The 14184-nt window shown below is 58.5% G+C and carries 17 protein-coding genes; 8 read left to right on the top strand and 9 right to left on the bottom strand.

Going from position 1 to position 14184, the window contains the following annotated elements:
* Window positions 1-2 precede the first annotated feature (2 nt).
* From KI792_10150 to KI792_10125, 6 genes are all read right to left on the bottom strand, one after another.
* The gene (locus KI792_10150) at window positions 3-1295 is read right to left on the bottom strand and encodes a 3-deoxy-D-manno-octulosonic acid transferase (protein ID MBV6633374.1); all 1293 of its coding nucleotides are present in this window, start codon (window positions 1293-1295) and stop codon (window positions 3-5) included.
* Window positions 1292-2320 carry a glycosyltransferase family 1 protein gene (locus KI792_10145; GenBank protein ID MBV6633373.1) on the bottom strand — a complete coding sequence of 343 codons (1029 nt, stop codon included), beginning with the start codon at window positions 2318-2320 and terminating at the stop codon, window positions 1292-1294. Before KI792_10145 ends, KI792_10150 begins: the two co-directional genes overlap by 4 nt.
* Window positions 2321-2377: 57 nt before the next feature.
* On the bottom strand, window positions 2378-3202 hold the full coding sequence (locus tag KI792_10140; GenBank protein ID MBV6633372.1) for a UDP-2,3-diacylglucosamine diphosphatase: 825 nt from the start codon (window positions 3200-3202) through the stop codon (window positions 2378-2380).
* A gap of 65 nt (window positions 3203-3267) precedes the next feature.
* On the bottom strand, window positions 3268-4371 hold the full coding sequence (locus tag KI792_10135; protein MBV6633371.1) for a 5-(carboxyamino)imidazole ribonucleotide synthase: 1104 nt from the start codon (window positions 4369-4371) through the stop codon (window positions 3268-3270).
* A gap of 16 nt (window positions 4372-4387) precedes the next feature.
* On the bottom strand, window positions 4388-4846 hold the full coding sequence (gene purE / locus KI792_10130) for a 5-(carboxyamino)imidazole ribonucleotide mutase (GenBank protein MBV6633370.1): 459 nt from the start codon (window positions 4844-4846) through the stop codon (window positions 4388-4390).
* Window positions 4847-4911: 65 nt separating this feature from the next.
* Window positions 4912-5139, bottom strand: coding sequence for a DUF465 domain-containing protein (locus KI792_10125; GenBank protein ID MBV6633369.1), 228 nt, complete (start codon window positions 5137-5139; stop codon window positions 4912-4914).
* Window positions 5140-5350: 211 nt separating this feature from the next.
* Here KI792_10125 and KI792_10120 point away from each other — a divergent pair, with 211 nt between their 5' ends.
* On the top strand, window positions 5351-6466 hold the full coding sequence (locus KI792_10120; GenBank protein MBV6633368.1) for an ATP-dependent 6-phosphofructokinase: 1116 nt from the start codon (window positions 5351-5353) through the stop codon (window positions 6464-6466).
* 301 nt (window positions 6467-6767) lie between these two features.
* Window positions 6768-6935 carry a DUF465 domain-containing protein gene (locus tag KI792_10115; protein MBV6633367.1) on the top strand — a complete coding sequence of 56 codons (168 nt, stop codon included), beginning with the start codon at window positions 6768-6770 and terminating at the stop codon, window positions 6933-6935.
* Window positions 6936-7042: 107 nt separating this feature from the next.
* Here KI792_10115 and KI792_10110 read toward each other — a convergent pair whose 3' ends face one another.
* A complete protein-coding gene (locus KI792_10110; GenBank protein ID MBV6633366.1) occupies window positions 7043-7630 on the bottom strand; it encodes a DUF1013 domain-containing protein in 588 nt (195 codons plus the stop codon).
* Window positions 7631-7799: 169 nt separating this feature from the next.
* Between KI792_10110 and KI792_10105 the strand changes: the two genes are divergently transcribed.
* The 5 genes from KI792_10105 (at window position 7800) to KI792_10085 (ending at window position 12701) form a co-directional block, all read left to right on the top strand.
* Window positions 7800-7985: a DUF1192 domain-containing protein gene (locus KI792_10105; protein MBV6633365.1), complete on the top strand. Its 186-nt coding sequence runs from the start codon at window positions 7800-7802 to the stop codon at window positions 7983-7985.
* Window positions 7986-8266: 281 nt separating this feature from the next.
* Complete coding sequence (locus tag KI792_10100) at window positions 8267-9562, top strand: patatin-like phospholipase family protein (protein MBV6633364.1); 1296 nt, start codon at window positions 8267-8269, stop codon at window positions 9560-9562.
* 76 nt (window positions 9563-9638) lie between these two features.
* Window positions 9639-10268 (top strand): hypothetical protein, encoded by a 630-nt coding sequence (locus KI792_10095; GenBank protein MBV6633363.1) that lies wholly within the window; start codon window positions 9639-9641, stop codon window positions 10266-10268.
* Window positions 10269-10556: 288 nt separating this feature from the next.
* Complete coding sequence (locus tag KI792_10090) at window positions 10557-11879, top strand: O-acetylhomoserine aminocarboxypropyltransferase (protein MBV6633362.1); 1323 nt, start codon at window positions 10557-10559, stop codon at window positions 11877-11879.
* A gap of 6 nt (window positions 11880-11885) precedes the next feature.
* Complete coding sequence (locus tag KI792_10085) at window positions 11886-12701, top strand: alpha/beta hydrolase (protein MBV6633361.1); 816 nt, start codon at window positions 11886-11888, stop codon at window positions 12699-12701.
* A 73-nt stretch (window positions 12702-12774) separates the two neighbouring features.
* On the opposite strand, the gene KI792_10080 is transcribed toward KI792_10085, so the two are convergent.
* Window positions 12775-13248, bottom strand: coding sequence for an Hsp20 family protein (locus KI792_10080; protein ID MBV6633360.1), 474 nt, complete (start codon window positions 13246-13248; stop codon window positions 12775-12777).
* A 314-nt stretch (window positions 13249-13562) separates the two neighbouring features.
* On the opposite strand from KI792_10080, the gene KI792_10075 reads away from it, so the two are divergent.
* Window positions 13563-13994 (top strand): DUF1465 family protein, encoded by a 432-nt coding sequence (locus KI792_10075; protein MBV6633359.1) that lies wholly within the window; start codon window positions 13563-13565, stop codon window positions 13992-13994.
* Between the two features lie 13 nt (window positions 13995-14007).
* Here KI792_10075 and rpmE read toward each other — a convergent pair.
* A partial coding sequence (gene rpmE / locus KI792_10070; protein MBV6633358.1) for a 50S ribosomal protein L31 occupies window positions 14008-14184 on the bottom strand: 177 nt, incomplete at its 5' end.

Genomic DNA, 14184 nt, shown 5'->3' with positions numbered 1-14184 from the left:
GCTCATGCTGCCGCCGTCTTCAGCAGCAATGGGGCAAGCATTGAGGTGACGCGGGCCTCAACCCGGTCAAGTACGGTGGCCTCATCCTGTGCCATCGACTTGGCGCGCTTGCCGAGATCGGCGACGGCCTGGGGATTGTCTAGGAGGGCAGCCAGGCTGTTACCAAGCGCGGTGTCGTTGGCCACGGCCTCCACGGCATCGGCGTTCGCCATTGCATCGCGGATTGCGCGGAAGTTCTCCATATGCGGGCCGTGTAGAACGGCGCAGCCAAACAGCGCTGGCTCAATCGGGTTGTGGCCACCAATGGGAACCAGGGACCCGCCCATAAACACGACAGGGCATAGGGTGAACAGCGTGCCCATCTCGCCCAGCGTATCGGTGAGGTAGATACCAGTGTCTTGTTGGGGGAGGGCGCCGGTGCTGCGTTGGGCAACGGTCAAACCGGAGCGTTGAACAAGGTTGGCAATCTCACCACCACGTTGTGGGTGTCTGGGGGCCAGGATTGTCAGGATATCGCTATGCTTCTTCGCCAGCTGTTTGTGCGCGGCGATGACCGCCTCTTCCTCCCCTGGGTGGGTTGAGGCCGCAAGCCAGATGGTTCGCCCACCAATCGCCCCGCGCATGGCGTCCAGTGCGGCCATATCAACGGGCAATGGCGGGGCGCCGAATTTGAGGTTGCCCAGGCTGGATACTGATTGGGCCCCAAGCGCCTCTAGCCGCTGCCCATCTGCATCGGACTGGGGCAGGCATTCCTTAAAGCTGCTCAACATCTCTGATGCCGTGCCCGATAGGTACTGCCACCGGGAGAATGAGCGGTCAGATATCCGCGCGTTCAGCAGCATGGCCGGCGTTTGCCGCGCCTTGATCGCGGCTAGTGCGTTTGGCCAGAGCTCTGACTCCAGCCACAACACGGCATCGGGTTGCCAGTGATCCATGAAGCGGGCGACCCAAGTCGGGTGGTCCCAAGGGGCAAACTGGTGAATAGCGCTGGTTGGTAGCCGTTCAGCCATCAGTTGAGCTGATGTCACGGTGGTGGTGGTCACCAATAGCGTCAGTTGTGGGTGTGCCTCAGCAAGGCGGTGCAGCAGGGGTAGGGCCGATAACGCCTCACCAACGCTGGCCCCATGACACCAGAGTAGCGGGCCGTCTGGTCTTGTCTTGTCGCTAATGCCCCGGCGTTCGTTCAGCCGGGTCGGCACTTCCTTTCCCTTCGCCACCCGACGGCGTAGCAGCCAGTTCAGCGCTGGCGCGCTGGCACTGGTCGCACCGCGATAGATGGACAGAAGTGCGGTCATGGACTGCCTTCACCAATCGGTTGGGCGGGTGGAAGGTTGCTCAGGAATTGTGCCGTCGCCGCCTCCCAGGAGTATCCCATGGCAAAGTCGCGGCAGGCTTGTTTGTCCAGTGGCAGTGCTTCGCGCATCGCAAGGGCTAAATCGTCGTTGAGGACGGCCACATCACTGTCTTTCAAGATGTCTAACGGGCCAGTGACGGGGAAGGCAGCCACCGGCACACCGCAGGCCAGAGCTTCAAGCATGACAAGGCCAAATGTATCGGTCAGGGACGGAAAGACGAACACATCGCCCATGGAGTAGTAGCGCGCCAGTTCCTCACCATGTTTGGCGCCAACAAAGGTGATGTCCGGGTAGCGGCGCTTAAGATCTTCAAGCGCGGGGCCATCGCCCACAACGAGCTTGCTGCCCTCAAACTCGGCATCGAGGAAGGCTTCGATATTCTTCTCAACCGCCACCCGGCCAACATAGGTCGCAATCGGACGGGGTAGGTCCAACCCATCCACCGGCGGTAGCGGGCGAAACATCTCGGTATCAACGCCGCGGGTCCAGCGCTTAAGATTCTTAAAGCGATAGGATTCCAGCGTGCGCCAAAGAGTGTCCGTCGCCACCATGACACTGACCGAGGCGCGGTGAAAATGCCGGACCAGCGCATAGGTCCAGGCGAGTGGCACCGGAATGCGGGCGGCAACATATTCAGGAAATTTGGTGTGATAGGCGGTGCTGAACGGCACGCCGTGTTTCAGGCAGAACCGGCGCGCCGCCCAGCCCAGCGGCCCCTCGGTCGCGATATGGATCTTGGTATAGGCGCGCGGCATGTCGCGCAGCATGCGGGCAAGCTTGCGGTAGGGGAACAGCGCCAACTTAATCTCAGGATAGGTTGGCATTGGCATTGTCTTAAACAGACTGGGGCCAATGACCTGCACTTCATGCCTCTCAGCTTCGATCACATCGATGGTGCGCTCAATCGTGCGCACCACGCCATTGACCTGCGGTCGCCAGGCATCGGAGATGATGATGATACGCACGGGATCAGGGGCCTTTAAGAGATGCTTGGTGCTAACGAGTGTGTTGCCGGTCGGCGTTTACGCGGCGAGCTGCTCTGAACGCTTTGCCGCTTGTTTTAGCACCTCATGCCAACGGATTAGATCCATTTGGCCGTCTGGGCGTTCCACCAGGGCGGTGCAACTTTCCACCCAGTCGCCGTCATTGCAATAGAGGACACCGCCCAAATCGCGAATTTCAGGGCGGTGGATGTGGCCGCAGATCACGCCATCGACCTGCCGGTCTTTGGCAATCAGCTTCAACGCCTTGCGGTAGCGACTGACATACTCAACGGCTGATTTCACCTGGCCTTTGAGATAAGCGGAGAGAGACCAGCGGGCACTGGCCTGCATCTGTCGCCGCCCAGTTTCAAACCAACGGTTGAACCAAAGCAGGAAGACATAGGCGCGGTCGCCAAGATGGGCGAGCCATTTGGCATAGCGGACAATCAGGTCGAACTGATCACCATGCAGGATCAGATAGCGGCGGCCATCGGCTGCCTCATGCACGTATTCATCGGCCACCAACAGCCCGTTAGGGTCACGCTGGAAGCGACGCAGGTAATCGTCGTGATTGCCAGGCAGGTACACAATCTCAGTACCGGCGGTAGCCATATCGCGGATGCGCGCCATAACGGCCTCATGGCTTTCTGGCCAATACCAGCGCTTGCGCAACTGCCAGCCATCAACGATGTCGCCGACAAGATAAAGCCGCTCAACCCCGTCTAGGTTGTTAAGGAATTGCAGCACGGCCTCAGCCTTGGCGCCTTTGGTGCCAAGGTGAAGGTCTGAAATCCAGACGGAGCGGGTCTCGCCAATCTCGGCGGCAATGGCCGGATCTTGGCCGCTCAACGTGTTTGCATTCATGTGCTGCATTGCGAAATCTTATTGCAATCCTGCGCCCTTGCCCAGCCGGGCGGTGCGCATGGCGCTTATTCCGTGCCTGGCGTGTCCGGTACGGTTTGGCAATCGAGCCAATTGATGTGCCCCATCTTACGTCCGGCCCGCGCCTCGGCTTTGCCATAGAGGTGCAGTTTACCGCGTGGGTCTGCCGTTGCTGCCTCGGCCCGCTCGGTGGGGTCACCGACCAGGTTTTCCATGATCACCGGGCAGCGCTGATCAACCGGCCCTAAGGGCAGTCCGGCGACCGCGCGAACCTGCTGTTCAAACTGGCTGGTAATGGCGGCATCCATGGTCCAGTGGCCCGAGTTATGAGGGCGTGGCGCCATTTCGTTGAAGTATAGCGACCCATCCTGGGCGATGAAGAACTCAACACCCAAAACGCCGATGTAGCCGAGGGCATCAGCCAGGGCCTTGGCATCTTCAGTTGCCTTGCTTACCAGCGCATCTGGGATCTGTGCCGGGACCCGGGTTGTGTCCAGGATATGGTCTTTGTGAATGTTCTCACCAGGCGGGTAGGCGAGCACCGTCCCATCGAGGCCACGGACAGTGATGACAGAGATCTCACCGGCAAGATCGATCCGTTTCTCCAACACAGCATCATCGGTGTTGAGTGCCTGCCAAGCGTCAGCGGCCTGTTCAGCGGTCTCAATCATCCGCTGTCCCTTACCGTCATAGCCGAGGCGGGAGGTCTTTAGGACCGCCGGTGCACCGATATCGGTCAGTGCGGCTTCAAGCTCGGCCAGGCTTGTGACTGGCTTCCATGGTACGGGGGTCAGGCCATGCTCAACAGCCGCAGTTTTCTCAAGCGCCCGATGCTGGGCTAGGCGGAGGATATCGGCGCCTGGGCGAACCGGTGTTGTGCGGGCCAGAAATTCAACCGCTGCCGGTGGCACGTTCTCAAACTCAAGTGTCACCACGTCGACCGCCTGGGCAAAGGCGGTTAGCGCATTGTGGTCATCGAAGCTGGCAACCGTCGCAGCGGCTGAGACTTGGGCGGCTGGGCTATCAGCCTCAGGCGTGAAGATATGGCAGCGGTAACCAAGATTGGCCGCGGCTAGGGCAGCCATACGGCCCAGCTGGCCACCGCCTAGAATGCCAATGGTTGAATTGGGGGCTAGATGCTTGTGCCCCATTGTGTTGGCCATGGGTTTAGCCCGCTGGATCGTCGCCGACGCTGGCGGTCTGGGCGGCGCGATGCTGCTCAAGCTTGGCGGCGACCGCCTCATCATTGAGTGCGACCACTGATGCTGCCAAAAGGCCCGCATTCTTGGCGCCTGCTGTACCAATGGCCAGGGTGCCAACCGGAATGCCACCGGGCATCTGAACGATTGATAACAGGCTGTCGAGGCCGCTGAGAGCCTTGCTCTCCACCGGCACGCCAAAGACGGGCAGGGTAGTCATGCTGGCCACCATGCCTGGCAGGTGGGCGGCGCCACCCGCACCGGCAATGATCACCTGCAGGCCGCGTTCCTTCGCGCTTTTGGCGTAGTCGAACATACGGTCAGGGGTGCGGTGGGCTGACACGACCCGCGTTTCAAACGGCACACCCAGCTCAGCGAGTGAGAGGGCGGCGGCACGCATGGTCGGCCAATCGGATTGGCTGCCCATAATAATACCGATCTGCGGCGCGCCGTCGGGGGAGGGCACCGGATCGCGATTCAGATTGTCGGATGTCACGCAATAATGTCCGGGACGAGGCTATCTTCCAGGCGGGCGATCAGATCACGCAGCATCAGCTTGCGCTTCTTAAGCCGCTGGATTTGTAGCTGGTTGAACGGCCCTTCCGCGCTCAGCTGCTCAATCACATCATCGAGGTCGCGGTGCTCAGACCGTAGTTCCTCGAGGCGGGCATGGACTTTGTCCTGCTCGTCCGTGGTGTCGATTGGCGTTAGGTGGGTCATGATGCGCTCTAAAAAAGGGTGCCCGGTATATAGTGAAAAATCGGCCGAAACGCCAGAAACAGTTCTGCTAAACCTTGGGGCCATCAAGCCATTCGGCAGTTGACCCATCCGGCTCGCCCTCTTACAAGCCAAGCGGCGCGCCCTCTGCCCAGTCTAAAGCGGCAGTGTTTAACAATGCGCTTGCCTAATATTAATCGAGGAAAGCAACAAGATGTCGGCCCCGAAACGCATCGGAATTTTGACCAGTGGTGGCGATTGCGCCGGTTTGAACGCGGTGATCCGCGCCGTGGTGTATCGCGCCTACCATTATGGTTGGGATGTGATTGGCCTTCATAACGGCACCGCCGGCCTCCTCGACCGCCCAACGCGGCATGAGAACCTGAACATCCGTGACTTTGATGGCCATGTTATGCGCCTCGGTGGGACCATTCTCGGCACCACCAACAAGGGTAACCCTTTTGCCTTCCCAATGCCTGATGGCAGCAAGAAGGACCGTTCTGGTGAGATCATTGAGGGCTTTAAAGAGCTTGGCCTCGATAGCCTGATTGGCATCGGTGGCGATGGTAGCCTCGCCATCCTGCGTCAGCTGGCCCAGCAAGGTGGCATTAAGCTGATTGGTATTCCAAAGACCATTGATAACGATCTTGGCCTGACGGAAGTTTCCGTTGGCTTCGATACCGCAGTTTCCGTTGCGACCGAAGCAATGGACCGTCTGCAGCCAACCGCTGCCAGCCACGACCGTGTGATGGTGCTTGAGGTGATGGGCCGTGACGCCGGTCACATCGCCCTATCCGCCGGTATCGCCGGTGGTGCAGATGTGATCCTTATCCCAGAGATCCCATACAAGCTTGAGCATATTGCCGAGAAGATCGCGCAAGTCCGCCAGCGTGGCCGGAACTTCTCACTGGTTGTCGTGTCTGAGGCGATTGAAACCGTTGAGGGCGAGAAGCTGGAAGTCGAGTACACCGGCGGTGAGCGTCGCCTGGGCGGCATCGGTGATTATCTGGGTGAGAAGATTGCCGCCGCTACTGGCGCAGAGACCCGGGTTACCGTCCTCGGCCACGTTCAACGTGGCAGCCAGCCAAGCTGGCAGGATCGGATGATTGCCAGTGCCTTTGGTACCCGCGCCGTCGACCTTATCGCCGAGGGTAAAGAGGACCGCATGGTCGCTTGGCAAAACCGTCAGGTGATAGATGTGGCCATCGAAGATGCCATCGCCCATTACCAAGCTGTCGACCCAGAAAGCGGCCTAGTACAGACCGCCCGTGGCCTTGGTATCTGCCTGGGTGATATGGCGCCATCAAAGCCACTGGCCGAAACTGGCTAAATCAGTCCCGCTAATTTTTTGCTATATCTTGCTGTAATCCCGGTCGTATTGGGCGGTGCAGCAATGGGCATCTGCGCCTGTTAAGGCAGCGGTCCAGCTGCTTGCGCCTGGATTCCATCCACAGCTTATCCCCAATCCTTCGCGGGTGCGAAAAGCCGAGTCGCCATTGTGAATATGGCGTCGATACCCAATCTGTAGCTATACTATTTCGCAAGATGGTCTTTGCGGGAAACAAATGCCATCCAGGCGCGTCCGCGCCAGCAAGAATAAACTGTCGTCAACAACGAGAAGGAGGCGCGTAATGTCGATTGCTCAACGGATCGAGACTCTGCGGTCACGGCACTCTGTGGTGGATCAGGAACTATCCTCGGAAGTACAGCGCCCATGGCCAAACAGCACGACGGTCCGTCGACTAAAACGCGAAAAGCTCCGAATTAAAGATGAGATAGAGCGGCTAGGGACCCATTGACGGGCATCGCTCAAGACTAGGTTTAGATAAGCCTATGGCCGGTTCGGAGACCGGCCATTTGCTTTTCTGGATCGAATTTTCAGGCCCGTTTAGGGGCCAAGTGCCGATTAGTAATCGATCGGCACATCCTCAACATAGTTATCGATCTTATCTTCTGGTGGCTGCTCAGCATCCGTCTTGCCACCGGATTTGATCACCTCTTTATCCATGTCTGCCTGGGTGCAAAGGCCTAGGAGAACCGGATTGCGTGGCTTGATGTTCTGGCTGTTCCAGTGGGTCCGCTCACGAACGGCGGTGATCGTTGGCTTGGTGGTGCCAATCAGGCGGCCGATCTGGCTGTCCTTCAGCTCAGGGTGGAATTTCACCAACCAGGCAATGCCATCGGGCTTATCACCGCGCTTGGCAACCGGGGTGTATTTCGGACCCTTTGGTCGGCTGGATGGCTTGGGCAGGTCACGCTTGGCAATCACCAGGCGGTTCGCGCGATCTTCCTCACAGCGCTTAATCTCTTCAGCGGTCAGGGTGCCATTGGCAATTGGGTCGGCGCCGTTAATGCCACCGGCCACATCACCATCGGCGATGGCCTGCACTTCCAGCGGGTGTAGCTCACAGAATGCCGCAACCTGATCAAAGGTCAGGGTCGTATTGTCGACCAGCCAAACGGCCGTCGCTTTCGGCATAAGTGGTTTGGACATTGCTGTCATTCCTTCAAATTCCAGGGCCGCCGGCGGGGGTGCCACCGGCTTACGCTAAAACAGCGCTTGGTTGAGCTGTCATGGATGGCGGTTGTTATCGACATCTACGACGATAAGATCAAGTTTCTCGACGTCAGATGACCAATATGAACAACAGGACTCGCGATCCATGAGCTGGGATGAACCGCCAAAGCCGAAGCCAACCCTCACCGTTGGCATGCCGTTAGACACCGTCTCAGTCGGTGAGTTGGAAGAGATGGTTGAAGAGTTCAAGGCTGAGATTGAGCGGCTGGAGGCAGAGATCACCAAGAAACGCTCGCAAAAATCAGCGGCCGACGCCTTTTTCAAAAGCTGATTTGGCCCTCGCCTTTGTTCACATTTTTGCGTGATTGCTGGGCTTGATCATGCGCTCTTTCATCTTAGCCCGATAGGTTGTAGGGACTGTCGGCCCGGGCCTACCCCCACAAAAAAATAACCGGCCTGGCAGACCATCCTTATCGCGTTCGATCTCGCGCTGATTTGGATGTTGGAGGAAACGCGGATCCGCAAGGAAGCCCACCCAGTGGCTATTGGCGCACCAGGAATCTCAGTTGAGCCATCCGGCATCAACCAGCCCGCGACAGGCGGGGTGCGCGCATGAAGCGCAAGACAGTCCGCAAGGCGATCGCCGATAAGCCAAGCACAGCGCGCGACGTAAACCTCGCACTGCAGGGCGGTGGCTCCCATGGTGCCTTCACCTGGGGGGTGATTGATCGCCTGCTGGAAGCGCAGATAAACGGCGAGATCAATATCAAATCCGTTAGTGGCACCAGCGCAGGCGCCATGAACGCCGCGGTTCTGGTCTACGGGCTTGAAACTCTAGGCCCAGAGGGGACGCGCAAGCTTCTCGACGATTTCTGGACGGGCGTGTCCCGGCGCAACATTCTCAGCACGCTGCATGAGATCTCAACCCAACTAACGGGCAGCCCGGATCTGGATCACAACCCGGTCCATCAATGGATTGAGATGTGGCAGGGCGTGCTGTCACCCCAACAGTTCAACCCGCTGAACCAAAACCCGCTTCGCGACTTGCTGGAAGACACGATCGATTTCGATGTGCTTCGCGATGCTTTGAGCAAAGAGGGAAGCGACCGGCTTTTCGTTGGTGCCACCAATGTCACCAAGGGCAAGCCAAAGGTTTTCCACGGGGATGAAATTTCCGTTGATGCGGTTATGGCGTCGGCAACCTTGCCTGACGTTTTCCATCCCGTTGAGATCAACGGCGAGTATTTCTGGGATGGCGGGTACATGGTTAACCCACCCCTGGAAGCGCTCCGTTTTGATGACACCGACGATATTGTCTTAGTTCAGATCAATTCGTTCCGGTTGGATGATAAACCAACCAGCAAAAGCGATATTGCGAATACGGCAAACAGGCTGATGTTCAACTCGGCGCTGGTTGCCGAGCTACGCGCCATTGAGCAGCTGAATCACTTGTTTGATGCCGGCATGTTGAAGCCCACGAAAGATGTGCGCCCACAACGCATGCACCGCATCATTGATGCCGAACAAATGCGCCGGTACAGCCGTACAGCGAAGAGCAATACGGGCCCTAGCTTCTTAAAAGATCTCAAGATGTTGGGCCGCCGCGCTGCTGATGCTTGGCTGCAGGAAGATGCGCCGCAGGTCGGGAAGAAGAGCACCTGGGAAGCCAACTGGGCTAACCCGATTGAGCATCTTGGCCGATCCAAGCTGGTTATGGGCCCGAATGAGGGCGGCGAGCCTGATCAGAACGGCAACGATAATGATCGTTGGGGCCGCCTGCGCGGCGCTGCTGCTGAAGCACTGGGTGATCAGCCGAAACGTTTGCCCACAGTTCGGTTGGGCGAGAACGGGGCCGAGCCTGTCGCCCCAGGTGAAGAAGCACCGGTCCAACGCCGCGCGCTTCCATAAACCGTTATCAGAAAGTCGACACCATTATCGGTTTCTCGGTTGAACCCGGGATACGGATATGGTTGCTAGCGGCATCATGTTGACCGATATCATCCTCCTCACCGGCAGCCGCGAATACAAAGCGCTGGCAAACCATCTGGCCAAGCTGAACCCAAAGGTTAAGCTGCACCATGCCGAGACTCATGAAGAGCTTGAGCATCTCTCTAAGCAGACGGGTTATGAGGCACGGGTGATTGCTTTCACCACCGGTGTGATTATCAAGCGTGACCTGCTGAATAAGTTCAAGAAGACCGCCTACAACTTCCACCCCGGCCCACCAAATTTCCCTGGCCGCTATCCAGAGGCTTGGGGTGTTTATCGTAAGGCCCGGTGGTTTGGTGCGACCTCGCATAAGGTTGAGGCGCTGGTTGATGCAGGGCCGATTATCGGCGTTGAGCGTTTTGAGGTACCGGCCGGTGCCGATCGCTATGATATGGCGAAACTTTGCTATGCGGCTGTCTTCCGCCTCTTTAACACCTTGGCGCCTCAGCTGGCCGTGGCAACGGATGACCTCCCCGTCTTGGATGACCAGCAATGGTCGGGTCATAAGACCACCCTGGCTGAGTATGAAGAGCTGCGGGACAACCCACCGGAAGACAATGAGGATGAGCGACGCCTCCGCTTCCAATCCTTTGGTCCGCCGCATGAGCAGATCGGCGCTGCCTAGACAAGGCACTCAAACGGCCCGCTGAGTACCCCAGCCTTACATTCCGGCCTTTTTCGTGTGGTGATTTACCAATCATCAATGGGTTGCGTCTTAGCCTGTGATCAGACGACGCGCCGTGGTTGGCATTATCCCCCCTCCTGCACCCCCAAGGATCATGGTGCGTCGTCCTACCCCCTCTGACGTTCGCTGCATGGTCCCCAGGTTGGTTTCGCTGGTCTGTGCTTGACGCTGTTGCCCCCTGCCGCCTAGCGTGCGGGCAACATCGAACAAGCCAAGAGTGGGGTTCCAATGACCGCCAACCAATTCCTCAAAATGGAGACACTGAGCCTGCATGCGGGCCAGCGCCCAGACCCGGTGCATGGTGCACGCGCCGTCCCGATTTATGAGACCGCCTCTTATGTGTTCCGGGATGCGGATCATGCCGCGGCCTTGTTCAATCTTGAGCGTGCTGGCCACATCTATTCCCGCATCTCAAACCCGACCGTTGCAGTGTTGGAAGAACGTGTTGCCGCCCTAGATCACGGTGTTGGTGCGGTCTGTACTGCGACGGGTCACGCCGCCCTGTTCCTTGGCATCATGACCCTGATGGGCCAGGGAGGGCACATCGTGTCATCCCATGCGCTCTACGGTGGGACGCATAACCTCTTTACCCACACGCTGCCCCGCTTTGGCATCACGACCACCTTCGTCCACCCCCATGATATTGAGGGCTTTAAGGCGGCGATTAAGCCAGAGACGCGATTAGTCTACACGGAATCTATCGGTAACCCGGGGCTCGAGGTTAGTAACATCCCGACCCTGTCAGAAGTTGCCCATGATGCCGGCCTTCCGCTGATGGTCGATGCAACCTTTGTGACGCCTTACCTGCAGCGACCAATCTCGCTGGGGGCTGATTTAGTGGTTCACTCGCTGACTAAATGGATGGGTGGCCATGGCGTCTCCATGGGTGGTGCGCTGGTTGATGGTGGTACCTTTGATTGGGGGGCGAGCGGTAAGTTCCCAACCCTGACCGAGCCCTACGCCGGCTATCACGGCCTCAATTTCTGGGAAGAGTTTGGACCCCAGGCATTCTGCATGCGCGCCCGTGCTGAGGGCCTCCGCGATATTGGCCCAGCGCTGAACCCCCATGCGGCCTTCACCCTGCTGCAAGGCATTGAGACCTTGCCGGTGCGAATGGAACGCCACCAATCCAATACCGCTAAGGTGATCGAGTTTTTGAGCAAGGCGATGGCGGATGAGAAGGGTGTGGCCTGGGTCTGGCACCCAACCATGCCTGACCACCCGGATCACAAACTGGCGCAAGAGCTGCTGCCGAAAGGTGCGGGCTCGGTGGTCAGCTTTGGCATCCAGGCCGGTGCTGATGGCGATGCCCGTGCTGCCGGTCGCCGGTTTATTGAGGCGCTGCGGCTTGTCTCCCACCTGGCCAATGTTGGCGATGCCAAGACCCTGGTCATTCACCCGGCCAGCACGACCCATAGCCAGATGGGGCCAGAGCAGCTGCAGAAGGCCGGTATCGGTGAAGAGATGATCCGCCTATCCGTGGGCCTTGAGGATGCAGACGACATCATCACCGACCTTAAGAACGGCCTGCGCGCCGCGTTGAAAGGGTAAGCGGCCATGTTGTTTGAGGTTGATAACAAGCAGGCCTTCGCGGCCACTGGCGGTCGTGACCTTGTGAAGGGGCAGCCAACCGTGGTGTTCATTCACGGTGCTGGCATGGACCATTCCGTTTGGGCGCTGCAGACCCGCTACTTTGCCCATCGTGGTCGCAACGTGCTGGCGCTGGACCTGCCCGGGCATGGCAAGAGTGAGGGGCCCGCATTAACCTCGATTGAGGCGATGGGCGATTGGATTGTTAGTGCCATGGCGGCCCTTGGCATCGATCAGGGCGCCATGATTGGGCACTCCATGGGCTCTCTCATCGCACTGGATTTGGCAGCCCGGAAACCAGAGCATGTATCGGCAATTGGGTTGGTTGGTACGGCAGCGGATATGCCGGTGAACCAGGCGCTCTTAGATGCGGCGGCTGAGGATAAGCAAGAGGCGATCGATATGGTCACCGGTTGGGGCTTTGGCCCGCCGGGGCAGTTCGGTGGCCATCGTGGTCCCGGCCTATGGATGCTGGGCGGTGGTCAGCGTCTGATGCAGAACACTATCGGTGCCTCTTCCGGGGTGCTCTATCACGACCTCAAAGCCTGCAACGATTTTTCAGGTGGCATGGATAAGGCAGCGGCGGTTAGCCAGCCCGCTTTCCTGGTTCTAGGCACTGAGGACAAGATGACCCCGGCCCGCGCAGGGCAGAAACTGGCGAAAGCGATGGAAGCTGTGCCTGGCGGGGCCAAGGTCACCACGCTTCAAGGTATCGGCCATATGGTCATGATTGAGGCACCAGATGACACCCTGGACGCCATGATCGATGGGCTCGTGGCCTGATAGTCGACGGCATGAGATCAACGAAAAACGCCCGGGCATGACCCGGGCGTTTCTGTCTCTAGCTTATCGATGATTAGGCAGCTTTTTTGCCGCCATCATTGTCGAGCACCTTTTGTGGGGTGTCGGTTTTGATCTCAATAGTGCGAGGCTTCAGCGCCTCTGGCACCACACGCTGAAGCGTGATGTTCAGCATGCCATCGGTAAGGTCGGCATCGACCACCTCAATATGCTCGGCGAGGTCAAACCGCCGCTCAAACGAACGGTTCGCAATGCCGCGATGTAGGTAGGTAACGCCGTCAGAATTGCCGGTGTTCTTCCCTTTGCCGGTGACAGTCAGGGAATGCTCTTTCACCGTGATGTCGATGTCGTCGCGGCCAAAGCCAGCGACCGCCATGGTGATCCGGTAATCATTCTCACCCAGCCGCTCAATGTTGTAGGGGGGGTAGGATGGGGCCTCATCAAGGCCAGCCGCGCTTTCCAGCATGCGGTTGAGCCGGTCGAATCCAACGGTGGAACGGAATAGGGGGGATAGATCGTAGGTACGCATGGGTAACCTCCTTCATAAGAAGCAAAGTTTTAAGGCCGGCCCGACCATTCGGCACCGGTCATTTGGTGTGTAGTCACGACCCGCTAAGCGGCATCGCCTACACGCTAGATAAAGTGAGGATTTTTGGCTTTTCAAGGGTGGGCCCATGAAACCCGGTTGGCCTTTTGCGGCCTTGAATTTCGGGATCCTTAACCGTTGCCACGCTATCAATCACCGTTTGGCCATCGTAGGCTGGGCGCAATCTTTGGCCCGATCATTTGTGATCAGAACAGGCCCAACCAACGCCCCGGGTAAGCTGTGCGGAAGGAGCCTTCATGGCGGATACAGATCAACCAGCAGCGGCAAGCATGCTGCCCCTCGACAGCGCCTATGATGAGGCGATGGAGATGCTTCTCGATGCGAAAGACTTCGCGAAGAGTTATCGGGAGTTGGGTAGTGACCTTAAGCCAGAGCAGCGGCTGCGGTTGAGCCATTACACTATGCAGGTAACGGCACGGTTGACCCAGATAATGGCCTGGCTAATGGCGAGTAAGGCGGTGGCCGCCGGTGAAATCCCGGCCGAGGCGCTGCAGAGTGAGGAATATGCCCTGCCCACCGATGGGGCGATGCCCGGCGGCGATGCCGATACCCTGGAAAGAGAACAGGCGGACCGGGACTTCACCCCAGACCGCCTGGCCAATTTGATGGATCGCAGCCGCGCGCTCTATCTGCGCATTTCACGGCTTGATCAAGAAATGCGGGCGTAAGCCCTGGAACCTATTAGGTTTCCAGACCAAAACCAGCAAAACGATCGCGGAACTTGGCCAGCTGGCCACCTTCCCGTGCGCGCTGGCTACCGCCGACCCATGCTGGGTGGGTGGTGCGATCAATGTCGAGACGCAAGGTGGCACCTGGCTCACCATAGGTGCTCTTGGTCTTAAATTCGGTCCCGTCGGT

The sequence above is a fragment of the Alphaproteobacteria bacterium SS10 genome (genome assembly GCA_019192455.1).
GTDB lineage: Bacteria > Pseudomonadota > Alphaproteobacteria > TMED2 > TMED2 > TMED2.
This window is presented reverse-complemented; position numbering and strand designations above follow the sequence as displayed.